The sequence below is a fragment of the Vibrio sp. 10N.222.52.B12 genome (genome assembly GCF_002875385.1).
GTDB lineage: Bacteria > Pseudomonadota > Gammaproteobacteria > Enterobacterales > Vibrionaceae > Vibrio > Vibrio jasicida.
The window spans coordinates 1-17,578 of sequence record NZ_MDAW01000095.1; the positions used below are offsets into that span (position 1 = coordinate 1).

The 17,578-nt window shown below is 44.6% G+C and carries 8 protein-coding genes and 1 pseudogene; 7 read left to right on the forward strand and 2 right to left on the reverse strand.

The window, feature by feature from the left end; genetic code table 11:
• The 4 genes and pseudogenes from BCT11_RS04205 to BCT11_RS04220 all read left to right on the forward strand — a co-directional run.
• A pseudogene (locus BCT11_RS04205) lies at positions 1 to 1,162 on the forward strand (hypothetical protein); the annotation flags it as partial.
• Positions 1,163 to 1,920: 758 nt separating this feature from the next.
• A complete protein-coding gene (locus tag BCT11_RS04210) occupies positions 1,921 to 3,639 on the forward strand; it encodes a hypothetical protein (RefSeq protein ID WP_102387267.1) in 1,719 nt (572 codons plus the stop codon).
• A 1-nt stretch (position 3,640) separates the two neighbouring features.
• Positions 3,641 to 4,876: a hypothetical protein gene (locus tag BCT11_RS04215; RefSeq protein ID WP_102387268.1), complete on the forward strand. Its 1,236-nt coding sequence runs from the start codon at positions 3,641 to 3,643 to the stop codon at positions 4,874 to 4,876.
• Entirely contained in the window at positions 4,869 to 9,560 is a 4,692-nt protein-coding gene (locus tag BCT11_RS04220) for an OmpA family protein (RefSeq protein WP_102387269.1), read from the forward strand. The genes BCT11_RS04215 and BCT11_RS04220 overlap by 8 nt, the downstream gene beginning before the upstream one ends.
• A gap of 70 nt (positions 9,561 to 9,630) precedes the next feature.
• On the opposite strand, the gene BCT11_RS04225 is transcribed toward BCT11_RS04220, so the two are convergent.
• Entirely contained in the window at positions 9,631 to 11,268 is a 1,638-nt protein-coding gene (locus tag BCT11_RS04225; RefSeq protein WP_102387270.1) for a sigma-54-dependent Fis family transcriptional regulator, read from the reverse strand.
• The gene (gene tssH / locus BCT11_RS04230) at positions 11,255 to 13,933 is read right to left on the reverse strand and encodes a type VI secretion system ATPase TssH (RefSeq protein WP_042604990.1); all 2,679 of its coding nucleotides are present in this window, start codon (positions 13,931 to 13,933) and stop codon (positions 11,255 to 11,257) included. The genes BCT11_RS04225 and tssH overlap by 14 nt, the downstream gene beginning before the upstream one ends.
• Before the next feature lie 455 nt (positions 13,934 to 14,388).
• Between tssH and BCT11_RS04235 the strand changes: the two genes are divergently transcribed.
• From BCT11_RS04235 to BCT11_RS04245, 3 genes are all read left to right on the forward strand, one after another.
• A complete protein-coding gene (locus BCT11_RS04235) occupies positions 14,389 to 14,907 on the forward strand; it encodes an Hcp family type VI secretion system effector (protein WP_038867845.1) in 519 nt (172 codons plus the stop codon).
• A 72-nt stretch (positions 14,908 to 14,979) separates the two neighbouring features.
• Positions 14,980 to 17,058 (forward strand): type VI secretion system tip protein VgrG, encoded by a 2,079-nt coding sequence (gene tssI / locus BCT11_RS04240; protein ID WP_102387271.1) that lies wholly within the window; start codon positions 14,980 to 14,982, stop codon positions 17,056 to 17,058.
• Positions 17,058 to 17,543, forward strand: a complete 486-nt coding sequence (locus BCT11_RS04245) for a hypothetical protein (RefSeq protein WP_038867841.1) — start codon at positions 17,058 to 17,060, stop codon at positions 17,541 to 17,543. Before tssI ends, BCT11_RS04245 begins: the two co-directional genes overlap by 1 nt.
• Positions 17,544 to 17,578 lie beyond the last annotated feature (35 nt).

The window sequence follows — 17,578 nt, forward strand, 5'->3', positions numbered from 1 at the left end:
AGGCGTTACCACACCGACGGGTTCGACGCTGGGTACCGCGGCGATCAACTGGACAGCACAATCGAGTACTCAAACCCAATGGGTGGGTACAGCAGAAGTAGCGTCGGTTGCGGATTCGGTGAAGAGTGTGGCGTTAACGTTGCAAGGCTTTAGTGATGCAACGGGCAATGCCGGTGAGGCATTCACTTCTAGCAAAGCGCTGGTGATGACCCCAACCTTAACCGTTGAAAATATCGGTGATGTTAACGAAGCGAGCGCTGCAAGCGTTGCCGTCAGTGGCGATAGCACACGCTTTGAAACTTCTGACGAACTGACCATCAAAGCGGTCGATACGGACAATAAAGAAGTCACGCAAACCACGACAGCGGCTGCATTGGGTAAATGGAACACGACGCTCGATGTCTCGGGTCTTAAAGACGGCACCATTACGGTGACGGTGAACGGGACTAACGACTTGGAGGCGCCGGCAAAAGAAGCGACGACGACATTTACGTTGACGCAAACCAAGCCGACGGTGGACGACGGTCAAACGTCGATTAACCCAACGTACGCAGTGACGGGTGAGAGCGTGACCGTTACCGCCACGTTCGACAAAGGCGTTACCACACCGACGGGGTCAACGCTGGGTACTGCGGCGATCAACTGGACCGCGCAAGCAGGTACTCAAACCCAATGGGTGGGTACAGCAGAGGTCGCGTCGGTTGCGGATTCGGTGAAGAGTGTGGCGTTAACGCTGCAAGGCTTTGCGGATGCAACGGGCAATACCGGTGAGGCATTCATATCCAGCAAAGTGTTAGCTATGACTCCTACTATCGCTTTTGAAACAGTAAACGATGTCACAGGCCTAACAACAGTAACCGTCAATGGTAGCAGTACTCGTTTCGAGACGGGAGACACAATAGCACTTAAAGCGGTTGATACCGATAGCTTGGAAGTTCTAGGCAGTGCAACAGTGTCACTTGATGGCACATGGACCGTTGATCTTGATTTGTCTACTTTAAAAGATGGAGAAATAGCCGTTTATGCAAATGGTACCAACTCATTATCTGCGACCGCTGATGAGGTGAATACGACATTCAATTACTCTAGTACTACAGCGCTTGTTGCTCCAGATTATTGGGAAAAATATTCCGCGGAGTTACCCTCCCAGAAAGCAGCCTAAAAGAAAGCGAGCATTAAGCTCGCTTTCTTTTTACTTGGTATTAAGTGATCTAAGTCAAACGATTGGCTTTTTCTAATAATTGCGACAAATGACTTAGCGGGCTTTATACAAGGTGAAACATCTAGAATGCCTATGCCAATTTTGTTTTAGGAAGCGGTTAGTGTGATTGTGATGGTTATTTGAAAGATGCTGTGGTGAATATGCCACGTTGAGAATATGTCTTAATATTATATAGTTACACGCAATGCTATACCCCAAGTATAGAGTTCTGCATTAGGTAGTGTGAACTACCTGACGTTTTGTGACTGTGATGAAGCGACACCAGCCTAGCATTGCTTCAAAGTAGTTGCGCTTTTTTGTGAGTGTGACACGCGCTCACCTTTTTATTCATACTTCCTCAGTAGCAATTCATTATCAGTTGTTGCTGAGGAAGGTCATTCCTTCAGAGCCTCTCTCAGAGGTGTCATTTGCCCAATAGAAACTGTTAACTTCTGCTCAAAAATAAAAAAAATCCTTTTATTTGAATCCTTCTTTTTGATTTAAATATCTAGTTATTTTGTCTTTATTTGTAGTTTAAATGACTTATTTGCTAGCGAATGTGTCTTTTGGGTGGCTCTCAGCTTATTTGTTGATTTTTCTATGTGATTGAATGTTATAAATTAAATTAGTAGCATTAGCGCACCAAATCGTACTTGTAAGCCTTATCAGCTTAAATGTCACCGCAACCATATTTACGATGTTGGTTGTGGAGAATTCAAATGCATTTAGTTTGCAAATTTATACCTAGCTCGAAGCTTTCCTCCAGCGAGCTACCTTATGTTCTTACACCAGACGAGTGTATAGGACAGCTTTCGCGTTTGCGAAATTCAGATGACATCCTTAGAAACCTCCCTAAAGAGTTTGCGCAAAAGATTTCTCTTTCTTCTAAAAAAACGACCAGCGGATTGCTAGCAGCGATCAGAGCCGAACTTGGGAAAGGCAGTTGGGTCTCATTATCTTCCTTTGCTCGTAGGTCGCCATTAACGGACTCTCAGTTACAAAGCTTCCCTAGACTTAAATCGCTTGTTGACTCTGTATCTACTTCGAATGAAAGCAAAGTTTTTAAAGCGGGCTACAAGCAGGTTACTGACGATGTTGCTCTAGTTCGCAGTTACACGCATGTACCTTCTGAGCCAAGCCCAGATCAAAAAATCGTTGTTGAGTTTGCAGGGCAGTGGTCTAGTAATGCGGCATGTTTGATGGTGGGTAAAACGGACGCTCAAAAAGAAAAAGTTACTATAGGCAAGGCTGATACAGAAAACAAACACCGCAGCCTCGCGACGTTTAAAGATCTCGAAGCTGAGGGCAAAACGCTCTATATCAAAATCCCTTGTTCTGACCAGCCTCAGCCAATCTTGCTTAAACTCGCAGAGAACCTACAACCCGTTGATAAAGAAACTCAGATGGATGAGTGGGATAACGTGTTGGTGCCTTTGGTTCCTGTTCATAAGAGTGATTCAGGGTATGTATCTATTGATCGCGGTTATATTTATGTCGTTTGGCAATCAGAAGTTTGGCGAGAAATCCAAGTTCAAAATGACGGACGCTTTTCTGATGTCGATCTATCACTCTACCAAAGCACTAAGTCCTCGCCTCAAAGATCGGTCGATATCAGCTTATATGATGAAGACTCCGAAGCATTTCTGTCAGGGGAAGCGTTTCAGCTGTACCAAGACGGTAAAAAAGTCTATGAGGGTGTGTTGGACGAATACGCTTGCGCCCGTGTTTTTGGTCTTACTGGAGAAGAAGTTGAGGTAGTGGTCGCTGATTGGCCTAATGAAGGCGAAACATACACAGAATTACTTCAAACCGAGTTGAGTCCATTTAAGGCTGGAAGTAAAACTAAGAGAGAGCCGCTTGGTGTTCCTTTGCCTCATATTTGGCTTCCATACAAAATAAACGGTAGCGTACAAAGTGATGTTGCTCTCTACTATTCTCTGACTCAACTCAATACTCAGCAACTCAATGAATTAAAGAGCGGGAATAATGAAAAAGCGGTTGAAGTAGACCTCTGTGATTATTCTTCTGCTCACAACTTTGATGCGAGCTCCGAACCTGTGATTTCGCTGCCGAATCTAGATACTCAAGTGCTAAGCAAATCAGATTACAATGTCGTCAGTCAAAAAGAGCAGGGGGTTGCCGCCGCTGTTGTTAACTCCCCAAGCGAAGGCGTCGTAATTACTTATAAAAGTAATCCCCAATGCGATCAACCAGATGATTATTTCCAACTGACGTGTGTTGATGAAACATGGAGCCAAAAGATTTTTTTGCGCGAGGCTGAGTTTGTGGATCAGTATTGCAAAGAAGTCGTGTTTAGTGGTTGGTTACCAGAAGTTAAAAGGGTCAATCTAACCCGTCATTGCCGATCTCATAACTCAGATAAAACGGTCTTAATGTCAGTAATTTATCAAGACATTGAACTCACGGAACTATTATAAAATGAAACGAACAACGTTAAGTATCACGCTTCTTTCGACAGTTATGTTATTAACAGGCTGTGGTGAAGAAAGTAATCAAACTTCGAATACTGCAACAACACAATCCGTAGAAAAAGAACCCGCTCAAAAGGCTTGTTACAACGTTGGTGAAACAACGTCATTCGAACGCAAAGATGTGACAGGACCACGCTGCCAATGGCAAAGTGAGCATAACTTTATTGTTTACTCTGAAGATCTGTCTAAGCCTGAATACCCAGGTACGCTTCCTGTCAAACCAGGTTATGCCGTACGCCGAGCAAAAGAGTGGCCTCGTGAAGACTTATCTGATGCAAGCTCCTATGACAAACCTCGAATTCAGTTTTGGTGGAATAATGTTAAGTTTAACGACCCACTCGTAAATGATTACGAAAACGGCTACAAAATTTGGAGCGTGAAAATTGATGGGACAGATTTACGCTTAGTCACAGATGATATACCAAGTACAGCTTCACCACAGAACTATGTGACGAGTCGTTCACCCAATAATCGTTATGTGGCTTATGCCTATAGCTTTGGTGGGCCTTTGATAAAGGCAATCTTTGACTTAGAAACGCAACAGACCATTCAGCTGGGTAGCGCGAGTACTAAGCCATATTTGGTCTGGGCGGACGATTCTAGCTACATCTATTTCTCAGACGGTTTTAAGCGCTTTAAATACACACTCGCGACGGGAACCAAAGAAGAGGTAGATGTACCGTTGTCTGAAGATACGGTCATTGTAGATGGCAAGTTAATCAATGCTGCGGGCTTGGGGGTTGGGGTTTATGACGCCAAGACACTCAAACGCTTATACACGATTTTACCTGAAAAAGAGTTTGAAGACTCCATCGATATTGAGAAGCGCATCTACCGCCAAATTGCTATCAGCCCCAATGGTAAATATGTATGGGGCATAAACTCGTATCGTAAGGTGCTGATCAATGTTGAGGATCAAACTTGGCTTGCGTTTTCTAAGGAAGGCGATGAAAAGAACGTTTATGCGAAAGTTGTAAATATCAGTAACAACGGTAATGAAACACAGAGAGGAGCAGCAAAAATAACCATAAGACGTTATGGGGCAGATTACCGTTATGAAATGAATGGAAATGGCGCTCAGTCATGGAAGGTGATTCATTCTGGCAGAGTTGCTAAAACCCCAGTGCTTTATAATGCCGATGCTGACGGCGGGCGTTTTCTGGAGGTAGAAAACGATGAGTAATGACCTTAAGTATTTACCAACAGATGTCTATTTGTTTGGTGTCGATTTTCCTAATGTTGGGGATGCACAGAACCCTCGATATAAAGCACTCAACATCGAAAAAGACCTGACTTCATTGGAAGAGTTGAAAAATATCCGCCCTATGTCACGGCTTCCTATTGCCATAAATTTAGGAGAGGAAAGCGCAGCCCTTTGGGCGACAGACGATTTAGGCCGTTTACATGTACTGGGTGATTCTACTCAGAAAAATCAAAAAACCAATATCAATCAGGTTTTGGTACTACGCTCGCCAGTACATGAGTTAGCACAGAAGACGTACAAGCTGTCCTTTCCTGAGTGGTCAATGCTTACAGAGTTAGCGATTGGTGCACAGAGTAAGGCTCGGCCAATCAAAAAGGCGTGTGCAGACCTTGTCTCTATCTTAGAAAAGCTAAAGGGGTATGACGGTGAGCAAACGCTGAACTCGCTAGAAAAAAAAGTGGAATATGCTGTCGCAGAAGTAAAACGCTCACAACTCGCGCCTAAATATGAAGCGGGCACTCAAGCACTACCGGATGAGCAAGTTACATATAACAAATGGTATGACTCTGTTCCCGAGGATGAGTCCATTCGTGGCTTTATTGTACCCACGTTCTCATTTCTCGCAGTAGTATTTTCAACACAAGAGTATGCTGATGCAATTGTTAAAGTTACTCGTTTTGATGAGGAGAGCGGACAGCACCTCAACCTGCAAGACGAAGAAATCATAACGCAAGCACAACTTGACCGAAACAGTGATTCGCATCGTCCAATAGCTTTGTTTCCGTTGGCGTCGGAGGTTTTTACTGATGGCATGTACACCATTGAAGTGGTTTTTGATGTTGACCTCATCGATGAGATACCTGAGTTTGCACAGAATGCCACTAATGTAACCAAAGAGTATGATGAATTTGGTGATGCTACTAGAGTCAGCTACGAGCTACGAGAATACATCACGCTTAGCCAAACGACACCGTTTGGTAAGATCGCGGTTGTTGCGGGCGACATGATCTCACTTGAAGAGTCTTTGATATACCAATTTCCTACGCAGTTTAAAGCTCTACAAGCCTTCCGAATGGGGGAGCTTGAAAACCTAGAGAATAGCGGAACGACTGCCAGTATGAGTGCTGCACTGTGGGAGATTGGCACAAAAGTTACACCAAGTTTGGTTAATGCTGGCATTAATATTCATCAAAATCCCTCAAGTAAACACGACGTGGTTGGAAGTTTAGCAAACACGTTTTGGGGGCAAGTAGATAAGGGCGCATTACCTCCAGCCATGATTTCGGCATTGGAGTTTTCATTTGGGGTATCGGCTACCGCAGCAGCTTACCAAACTCTTCAAGATTTACGCCAAGCGGCATCGGAATCCGAGCGTGCAGCTCAAGTGGGCTTAAAAGCGCTCCTCAAAGAGAAAGGATTTGATAAAAGTAAGTTCTTTACCAAGGTGATTGAACCTGCGAGAAATGGCAATGCCCACGTTGTGGCGGGGAGTGCTGCTAGAACGTGGTTGACAGGTAACGGCAGTGTCAAAAGCTTTTTGTCGCCCTTTGCTGGGGCCGGGCTCAATGCAATTAACACCTTCTATGAGATAAAAGCGATCACTGACAAAAGCGAGCAATTACGCTTAGCAGAAGAGAAAGCTAAACTCAGGAAAAGTTATTTTGAGCAGGTATCACGCGATTATCTGAACTGGGTACCTGTCTGGAAAGAAAGTCTGAAGAGCGGGGAATTACTGCTTAAGCAAATCATAGATAAGTTAGGCGACAATGTAACGTTTACTGACAGTATTCCGAATGACGTTGCTGAAGACAGTGCAATGTTTGTTAAAGACCATAAAGGTGCCGGTTTACGCTTGGTTTTTCCTTTTGATAACAACCAGGTTCAAGCCCCGCACTTGTCGTATTTGGCTGCGGTCGATAAAGAATTATCTAAGATTCCAAATGCCGTTGTTGAAATCGAAGGGCATGCCTGTCAAAACGGTGATTCAGAATATAACCAAAACCTTTCGCAACAGCGAGCGCAGCATGTTGCTGAGTTCTTTTCTTCAGTCAGTGATATTCGATTTTTTGGCGAACGTCGACCGATAGTCGAGGTACCAAACAACGAAATCAAACGCGAAAACGCGCAACTTAATATTAACCGACGTGTTGAAGTTCGAATCTATCTACAAGAGTTTGCGGCGAGAATTCCACCGAGTCGACTCGGCTTTAAGGCTATGGAGCAAGCGCGTTTAGCTCAGTTAGATGCGAACTTGGGAGAAGAAGCAATTGCAAAAGAGCTCAAGCTAGCTATCTTCGAGATGATCGTTGGTATGGCTTGCTATGTTCCGATAATAGGACAGGCAGCAAGAGGCTTTTTCGTTGTCAAAGAAGGCGGGAAAATGCTGATGAGTGGCGCCCAGTTGCTAGACTCTGTGCTCTTCGATTATTACTTGTCTTCCTACAACGAAGCTAGAAAAAGCATATCTGCAATTGAACAGCTTAGCCATGAAACCACAGAAATTATTGATTCATTGGCTGAGATTGATACCCAATTGACTGAGTTGTATTTTACGTCTTCAGATGCGTTAGTTGAGCACTTAGGAAAAGCTACGGGTGCAAAGGAGTTGATTAAGCGCTATCAACGCCGTGCACTTGCTATTAATGGTTTGGTGCTTTTGATTCAAAGAGCTTGTTCTGAGGGCGAACAAGAGTTCACAAAACAGTGGCGAATATTAGCCATCGATGAATACATTCAGCGATATATCGAAACCGACGGCTGGATATTAAACACAGAGTTAAAAGAAAACTTGTGTAACTTGTGGCTCCAAGAACTCATGCGTCGTGAGGGACACAAGCAATTAATTGAAAGTTACGGTGAAGAAATCGCTGAACAAATCATCACTCGTAACAAAGCCAACTATATTGCTCCAAAAAGGAAAGATGTTTCTGGGGCGTTTAATGTCGCGTTTCCAGTACAAGACAAGCTCTATAATCGCGATCAACAACGAGGCTTAGTGGAGTTTGCGACACAGTTTAATGTTGAGTCTAAAAAATTATCAGAAGAGGACCTAGGGTTCGTTAGGTTATTAGTCTCTGAGCCTCATGACAATTCTAAATGGGTCACCTTTGATGAGTGGGAGAAGGCACGATTAAAAGCAAATAAAAAGGTGCGATTATCGCCTTTCCACCGTTTGAAGTGGCAAATGGTGTTAGGCAAACAAAGTCTAAAACAGATGACGTCAAATGTGTTTCAGTGTGAGATGTCTTATCAGCGCACTGATGGTTTACTTAATACCAGTGGACCTAAGTTTAATTTGATGTTCAAACCAATGAAACACGAGGAATTTAGTGTAGACCCCAAAGGTGAGTTGGCCGAATTTTTTGAGGCGGAAAAAGTAGACAGCAAAGTCCTTATTGGTTGTGAGTTTGAGCCGTATTTTTACTTTGGTGATGATGTCTTCTCTGGAGTGAAGCCTTTGATCGCCAAGCATGACTTAGTCGATTATAGCGGCTACTTATCTAAAGTTGCTCTCGGTCCGATTTTTGGGCAGGTGATAAAAATTGACTCCCAACAAGATGTACTCAAAGAATATGTAAACAGCGGTGGCTTCAAAAATATGACCTATGAGTTCACCCTATCTGGAAGCAACTATAAGCTACCAGTACGAGTGGACAAGACTGTCGGACGATTTATTACGTCACCTAGACAGATTCCTGTAGGGGTTGATACAAACCATAACCACACACTCTCTGCTAAATCGGGCTTTATAGCGAACGGAAATAGTGTGTCAGAGAAAGACTTGTTATCGCTAGACTTTGTCTTACATAGTAAAGTTCATAAAGGCCCAACAAAGCCTGTTATCGATAACATTAAACACAGTGCGATTGCGGTCAACTACGGGAATAAACGACAGTTTATGAACGAGGACAGTATGTTCACTACTGCAGATGAGCTAAAAGGCTTTGATTGGACTTCGAATAAGTCATTCGCTATGGAAGTTATGCTTATTGGTGGCAAGCACAGAAAAGAGTCGTATGAGGGACAAAACCTCGAATGGCAGAGTGTTCCAGTTTCACTAAAGCTATCTACCACTTTTGATAATGAAGCCGTATTTGGATCTGAAACTACCGCTGGTCCTGAGTATCTAAGTAACCTTACTTATATTGGGATACTAAAGAAAGACGGTTCTAAATGGACGCTAGATGACAGCGATGTGATTAACAAAAATATAGACGCAGATTTTGTCTCTGAGGCTCTATCCAACATAGACATGGATGAAGATTTCGATGGTAAGGTGGTCTACGTGTCTCGTTTCGAGTTCGCATTTAAAGCGCTGAACGGGCAAGAAATCAAGGGGCTTCGACCATTTGGACCCGTTGTTTCGACATCTGGTCGATTCCAAGAAGCAGTTCTAAAGGTGTCCTCTCTAGTACAACGCAATACAGCGGAAAAAACGCCATTTAAACTTGGAAGCTTTGAGATGTCGTTGGGTAGGCAGTACAAAAATGTAGATGAGTTATCTTATTTTTCTGATTGTGAAGACCCAAGCTATAAAGTTGATAAAGATATGTACATCAACTGGGCAAAACTGAAACCAGCAGAGCGTACAGAACGTTTGGTAACTTGGATTAGAGACCCATACTTGGCGACCATCATTGAAGCGTCGATTCTCAATAAATAAAAAAACCGCCTTCGGGCGGTTTTTCTTTTCTTATCAATGAAAACTGAAGTAGGAGTTCTCGCTTCTCCAATCAACCCGCTGCAGAAATATCGTATTTCTTCATCTTATGGTTGAGGGTACTCATTGGTAGAGCCAGCTGTTCGGCGGCTTTCTTGGTGTGCCAGTTGCAGGCATTTAAGCAGTCGATGATCACTGTGCGCTCGTACTGACTGACCACTTCCTTAAGACCCATCAAGCCATCGTCAGAATCAGAACGCCTTGGTTCTTGAACTGGCTGTTCAGGTTGCTTGGTAACAGGGGAGACAGCATTAACTTCGAAGCTTGGCACATCTTCTGGGATTTGTTCACCAAACTCAATGTGAGTGATGGTTTCAAAATCGGACAGTAGCACTGAGCGTTCGATGATGTTTTTCAGCTCACGCACGTTACCTGGATATGGATAAGCAAGAAGCTGTTTACGGACGTTGGCACTTAACCCAGGTGCTTGCGGTAAACCTAGCGTGTTGGTGGTGTGCTGCACGAAATGTTCTGCGAGAGGAATAATATCTGATTCACGTTCTCTCAAGGGGGGCAGCGTAATCGGGAATACATTCAAGCGATAGAACAAGTCAGCACGGAACCCGCCATCTTTGATCTGCTGCATAAGATTACAGTGGGTTGCGGCGATTACGCGAACGTCGACTTCAATCTCTTTACTGGCGCCGACAGGGCGAACTTTACGTTCTTGTAGCACACGCAGCAATTTTGCCTGCAGTAGCATTGGCATATCACCAATCTCATCTAGGAAAAGCGTGCCGCCGTTGGCTGCTTCAAACAAACCAACCTTGTCTTTGTCTGCGCCAGTGAATGAACCTTTCTTATGCCCAAAAAGTTCCGATTCCAATAACTGCTCTGGAATAGCCGCACAGTTTTGAACGATCAAAGGCTGTTCTGCTCGGTTAGAGTTTTCGTGAATATATTTCGCGATCACCTCTTTACCGGCACCAGTCTCGCCACGTAGTAGAACGTCGACAGGAAGAGATAGCACCTTATCAAGACGATTCAAGACATTGAGCATTTCTTCGCTCTCTGCAATAGGGCCTTGATAGGTTTTTTGAGTGCGCTTTTTGAGCTGAGTGTTCTCGCGGACGAGGGCTTGATTGTCGGCACTGAGGCTTTTAATCACTTGCCCATATTGCTCTAGCCAAACTGCTTGGCGAATATTACTTGCGGCCATACGACAAAACTCAGTGAGTGCAGCCTCATTGTCGATAACACTTAAATCGAGCAAGACCAAGAGTCCAATAGTCTTACTTTCGCTATCAATCAAAGGCCAAGCCAGTAAGTTCTCGCTTTTTAATCCAAGCGTCTGTTCAGTTTGATAAATGCTGTCGCAGTCGTAACCGTTGTACTTATACAACTCGTTGATCAATACCACTTCACCATTGCGAATGGCAAAGTTAAATGGGTCGTTCTCACTGGCGGAATCGATCTGCAATGCTTCCCAAGGGTGGGAAACAATCGTTTTATCGTTATGGTGAGCGGTACTTGGAATCAACGCCTGACCAGTCTGGTCCAAAACATAAATGATGCCGTGCTTTGCGAGGGTCATTTGTCTCGCAGCGGTCAACACAGCATCCAAGGTTTGAGTAAGCTGGCTGCGATCAGCCAAAGATTGACTGATCGCAAGTAGGGCGTTGCTAAGTTCGCTATGGTTAGCTGAACGCATAGGTTAGTGTTCCTTGCTCATCGACAGACACTTCGATTTGCGTATGTGAATCATCCTTGTCATGCACTAGTAGCTGAGTCGAGAGCTGAGGCAGTAACTGACGGTTGATAACCGCGTCGATGTTACGCGCGCCCGTTTCAGCAAGGCGACAGTTACCTAGTACGAACTCAACCAAACTTTCTTCATAGCTCAGAGACAGCTTGTGATGGCTCTGTAGACGCTGAGAAACTTTGTTCAGCTTATGGTGAATGATTTCTGTCATTGCTTCATCAGACAGCGGAACAAACGGAAGCACAGACATACGCGCCAACAGCGCCGGTTTGAAGTGTTGGTTCAAAGTCGGGCGGATAGCTTCTGCGATGATGTTTGCATCGATGTCTTTGGATTGATGAACCAAAGATTCAATCTCGTGCGTCGCAAGGTTACTGGTCATGATGATCAGCGTGTTCTTGAAATCGATGGTTCGGCCTTCGCCGTCGTTCAGCGTACCTTTGTCGAACACTTGGTAGAACAGGTTCAGCACTTCTGGATCGGCTTTTTCAACTTCATCAAGAAGTACAACAGAATATGGACGTTGACGTACCGCTTCTGTCAGCATGCCGCCTTCACCGTAACCTACGTAACCCGGAGGTGAACCAATTAGGCGAGATACCGTGTGCTTCTCTTGGAACTCAGACATGTTGATGGTCGTCATAAAGCGCTCGCCACCAAACATTTGATCAGCGATCGCACGAGCAGTTTCGGTTTTACCTACACCACTTGGGCCAACCAGCAGGAATACGCCTGTCGGTGCATCTGGGTTGCCTAATCCTGCTTTTGCGGTTTGAATGCCTTCAGACAGTGCATCGATAGCGTATTCTTGGCCTTTGATGCTCTGTGTTAGGCTTTCTTTCAGTTTTAGCGTGGTTTCTGCTTCGTCTTGAAGCATCTTACCCATTGGAATACCAGTCCAGTCCGAGATCACGTGGCTGACTTCATCTGGACCAACTTCAAAGTGAACCAATGGGTTGCCATTGCGGATTGCATCTAACTGCTCTTGGCAGGCTGAAATTGCAATGCGAACTGCTTCTTCATCCATTTCTGCATATTGAGAAACGTCTTGCTCTTGTTCTGAATCTTCTTCTGCAACAAGCTCTTCTTCATTTGTTTCGCCAAAGACTAGTTCATGCAAGCGAGAGCGTAGAGCAATCATCTCTTGGATCTGCTCTTTTTCTTTTTGCCATTGCGTTTCTTGTTCTGCTAGCTCTTCTTTCGTTGTTTCCATTGCCAGTTTTAGGTCTGGAATGTTAGCAAGGCTGTGCTTGTCGCCAGTTTGCTGCAGAGCATCACGCTCGAGTGCTTCAAGCTCGCGCTGTTGAGCTGCAAGTTCTTGCTGAAGGGTCTCAACAGAAGCAGGAATAGCATTCAGGCTGATGTTCACTCGTGCACACGCCGTATCTAGCACATCGATCGCTTTGTCTGGCAGTTGACGGCCAGAGATGTAACGCGCAGAAAGCGCTGCCGCAGCAGTGATCGCGTCGTCACGCACGTAAACGTTGTGTGATTTCTCATAAGCAGGGCGCAGACCACGAATGATCAATGCTGCTTGTTCAGGAGACGGCTCGTCGAGTTTTACCAATTGGAAACGACGCGCGAGGGCAGGATCTTTCTCGAAGTACTTCTTGTATTCCGACCATGTTGTCGCTGCGATGGTTTTCACTTCACCGCGTGCTAGGGCAGGTTTTAACAAGTTTGCAGCGTCGCTGCCGCCCGCTTGGTTACCACCACCAACAAGGGTGTGCGCTTCATCGATGAAAAGAATGATAGGGGTTGGCGAGTTTTTCACTTCATCCAATACCGCGTTTAGGCGTTTTTCGAATTCACCTTTTACGCTTGCGCCAGCTTGTAGAAGCCCCATGTCTAGGCCGTAAAGCTCAACACCTTTGAGGTTGTCTGGTACGTCACCTTGTACAATCTTAAGTGCTAAGCCTTCTACTACTGCGGTTTTACCAACGCCCGGCTCACCAACAGCAATAGGGTTGTTTTTACGTCGACGAGCAAGAATGTCTACGATTTGGCGGATTTCTTGGTCACGGCAGAAAACAGGATCGATTTCGCCTTTGCGTGCTTTACCCGTAAAGTCGGTCGTGAACTTGCTCAGTGCTGAACCATCTTCACGAGCTTGCGTTTTCTCGGAAGTCGCGACTTGCGCCTCAATAGAGTGGCTTGTTAGCTCTGCAAAATTACGCTTAAGGCTGTCAGGGTTTACGGCTTCAAGGATAGAGGCGTAACCGTGTTGGCCGTAACGTAGAGGATTGCTAACAAGAGTAAGGAGTAGGGCGCCAGAGCGGATTTGTGTTTCGGATAGATCTAAAGAAGAAACCAGCCAACTTTCTTGTAACCATTCGATTAATAAAGCAGAAAAAACAGGTTTGCTGCCATTTCCCTTGGCGTTGGTGTCGAGGGTGGATCGAATCGATTGTCTTAGCAAGTTCTCAGAACAATCAAAATGACTTAATAAGACGTCAAAATCACTATTTGGCCTTTCTAATAGACTCAGTAAATAATGCTCGATTTGAACTTCGGTTGCTTTTTCAGAAACTGCAAGTGCAGCTGCGTCTTCTAATGCCACTTTTGCAATAGGGTGGAGACGCTGAATTAATGAAGAAAGGTTTATATTTATCATAGCCATTTTATTCTTTAGAGGAAAAGAGGTAGCGGCTATTATACTAAAAGTGATAACACTCTTTTTTTATCAAGATATTTTGCCTAGCGTTTGTTGGTGATTTTAATGACAAAATTAGTGGGAATATTTACGGTTGATTATCTTGGTTTGTCATACTGAATTAATTCTTAGTTAATATGACTAAATAGATAGTTTTATTAACTTTATTCTGTTCTTGCTATATGGTTATTTTCACTTTTTATTATTGAAACAATTTATTATTATCGATTTCCAACTTTTTGGTTTTTTATCCAATAAATTGTACTTAATAAATTGATAAATAAAGCCCATTTTTAGCTAAGTGTTTGTATTGTAAGGTTTATAAAAGTTGGCATGGAGTTTGATTATACTAAGTAGTCGCGGTGATAAGCGATTTGGTGATTTAAACAAAACAGATTTTAGAAAAGGAAATAACGATGCCAACTCCAGCATATATGTCTATCAAAGGTGAAACTCAAGGTCACATCACTAAAGATACTTACTCTGCAGATTCTGTAGGTAACACATGGCAAGAAGCTCACGTTGATGAGTTCCTAGTACAAGAACTTGATCACGTACTAACAGTGCCACGTGACCCACAAAGCGGTCAGCCAACTGGTCAACGTGTACACCGCCCAGTTGTTGTAACTAAAGTTCAAGACCGTTCTTCTCCGCTACTATTCAACGCACTAGTTTCTGGCGAAAAACTTCCTGAGTGTGTGATTCGTTTCTACCGTACTTCAGTTCAAGGTAAGCAAGAGCACTACTACTCAATCAAACTGATTGATGCGCTACTTGTAGATATCCAAACTCGTATGAACCACTGTCAAGACGCTGCAACAGCAGACCGCGTGACAGAAGAAGTTCTTAAGCTGACTTACCGTGCAATCGAAGTAACTCACGAAAACTGTGGTACAGCTGGTAACGACGACTGGCGTGCTCCACGCGAAGCATAATTGCTTTTTGCGTAAAGATTCAGGGCCAACAATTGTTGGCCCTAATTCGATTATTTGTATCAGGTAAAAGATATGGTGAATGACGTAGAATTTAAATTTGCAGTGCCAGGGTGTGGGCACGACTTTCGAGTAGAAAGCTTTCAAGTGAATGAAGAGCTTTCGAAGCCTTTTCACATCAGTCTCTCATTACTTTCACTTGATCCAGATATTTCTTTTGATGCCTTGATTCGTAAAGCTGGCACGTTAACTCTTTATGGACAGGGTGTAGGTGCTGCACGCGTATTCAACGGGGTAGTAAACGAAGTTCGTTACCTAGGTACGGGTCGTCGCTTCTCTCGTTATCAATTGGTTCTGGTTCCTCAAGCTTGGTTCTTATCTCAGCGTCAAGACTGTCGCATCTTCCAGCAGAAATCTGCGAAAGACATCATCACGGACGTGCTTGATGATGGCGCAGTTACCGACTATCGATTTGAAGTCTCGGGTACTTATCCTCCGAAAGAATACGTACTGCAATATCGTGAATCTGACCTTCAGTTCGTTCAGCGAATGATGGCAGAACACGGTATGTGGTATTACTTTGATCACACTGATGCGAACCACACCATGGTGATTGTGGATAGCAACGATGCTATTGCGCCTTTGGTGAGCTCTCCTATCAACGCTTCTTATATTGGACCGATTGTTTACCACGCTGATGGCGGCGGTGTTGCTGATCGCGAGCACATCTCTGATCTTGAGCTTGTTAACCGCGTACGAACGGGTCAGGTTACGTACACGGACTACAACTACGAGCAGCCAAAGATTCCACAAGAGATGACGCATGCAGGTGATCTCGACCAAGATCTCAAGCAGTTTGATTATCCGGGTCGTTATGTTGATCCTGCAATGGGGCAGGTGAGAACGACTGAATGGATGTCTGAGCACATTGTTGATAATCAACAAGTTGAAGCAAGCAGTGATGTGATGCGTTTGGCATCCGGCTACAGCTTCAACATCAGTGATCACCCTCGTTCGGCGATCAACCGTGATTACATCATGTTATCAGTGATGCACACAGGACAAGACCCACAAGTGCATGAGGACGAAACAAGTGGTATGCCAACTACGTACTACAACCAGTTCTCTTGCATCCCTCGCGACGTGGTATTCAAAGCTCCTAAACTGGCGGCTCCGCTTGTAGACGGCCCTCAAACGGCGGTAGTGGTTGGTCCAGCAGGCGAAGAGATCTACACCGATAAGCTTGGACGAATCAAAGTTCAGTTCCACTGGGATCGTTACGGCGATAACGATGAGCACGCAAGCTGCTGGATTCGCGTAAGCCAATCTATGGCTGCTCCAACGTGGGGTGCGGTTTATTTGCCACGTATTGGCCATGAAGTTGTCGTTACCTTCCTTGAGGGAGACCCAGACCGACCGCTTGTAACAGGCGCGGTGTACAATGGCCTGCATTTCCCTCCGTACTCATTGCCAGAAAACAAAACGCGTACCACGTTCCGTACTCAAACGCACAAAGGCACTGGTTACAACGAGCTGAGCTTTGAAGATGAAGCGAACCAAGAAGAAGTCTACATTCACGCTCAAAAAGACATGTCGACGAAGGTACTCAACAACCGTTACCGAGACATCGGTCAGGATGAGTTCTTAAAGGTCGCGCGTCACCAAACTAATGAAGTGCATGGTGACCATAAAGAAACTATTGATGGCCACAAGACAACACAAGTAAACAGCACGTTTACTGAGACGGTAGAACAAGACGTCACTGTGACTTACAACGCCAATGAAACTCAGTATGTGAAAAACAATTCTGATTTGGAAATTGGTGATAACCGTACAACCAAGATCGGCAAGAATGACGACTTGGATGTGGGTGAAAACAGCAACCTGACTGTCGGCGCTTCTAAGAGCTCTGATGTTGGTGCTGACGATAATCAAACGGTAGGTGGTAACTTAACCGTATCGGTGAAAGGTAACACGTCTTACAAAGCCGATGGTGCGACGCAAATCATCAGTGGTGACAAGATTGTATTGAAAACCGGTGGTTCTTCATTAGTGATGAACAGTGACGGTTCAATCAAGCTTTCTGGTTCTTCAATCACCATTGAAGGCAGCGATAAAGTCGTCGTGAAAGGTGGTAACGTAGCGATTAACTAATGATGGAAAAACAACCTCTTATTGCAGAAACCATCACGAAACAGCAAGCCGAATCACCGGCTTGCTTTTCGCGTTTTGGAACCATAGTCGCCATTAACGAGTCAACGGGCAGTGTCCGTGTCGATTTTGATGGTAATCCATTCAATCAGCCGCTCACTGCAAGGTTAGGGCGTGGCTTTCGTCGCAGTGAATTACAAATGGCAATAGATAATAAACTGAGTTGCCGTATCGAATTTATGAACGACGACTTAAGCTTGCCTCTCGTGACGGACATTTTTTTCTCTATTCTGAATGACTCTGACGAGTTCGTGTTGAGAGCGAAAAAGATGGTGATAGAAACCGAACAAGAACTGATCGTCAAAAGTGGCGAGACAGAAACGCGCTACAGTGGGCGTGATGGCCGAATTACGACGAAAGCGAAATACGTCACCTCACAAGCAGAAAAAGCTCAAAAGATTCAAGGCGGAACGATCGCAATTAACTAGTTACCTCGAGTTAGCTACTTACTGTGAGTTAACTA

Bases quoted from the DNA above. Each gene is read 5' to 3' on its own strand.
- BCT11_RS04215 (WP_102387268.1), top strand. From the start codon at position 3,641: ATGAAACGAACAACGTTAAGTATCACGCTTCTTTCGACAGTTATGTTA.
- BCT11_RS04225 (WP_102387270.1), bottom strand. From the start codon at position 11,268: ATGCGTTCAGCTAACCATAGCGAACTTAGCAACGCCCTACTTGCGATC.
- tssI (WP_102387271.1), top strand. From the start codon at position 14,980: ATGGTGAATGACGTAGAATTTAAATTTGCAGTGCCAGGGTGTGGGCAC.
- BCT11_RS04210 (WP_102387267.1), top strand. From the start codon at position 1,921: ATGCATTTAGTTTGCAAATTTATACCTAGCTCGAAGCTTTCCTCCAGC.
- tssH (WP_042604990.1), bottom strand. From the start codon at position 13,933: ATGATAAATATAAACCTTTCTTCATTAATTCAGCGTCTCCACCCTATT.
- BCT11_RS04245 (WP_038867841.1), top strand. From the start codon at position 17,058: ATGATGGAAAAACAACCTCTTATTGCAGAAACCATCACGAAACAGCAA.
- BCT11_RS04220 (WP_102387269.1), top strand. From the start codon at position 4,869: ATGAGTAATGACCTTAAGTATTTACCAACAGATGTCTATTTGTTTGGT.
- BCT11_RS04235 (WP_038867845.1), top strand. From the start codon at position 14,389: ATGCCAACTCCAGCATATATGTCTATCAAAGGTGAAACTCAAGGTCAC.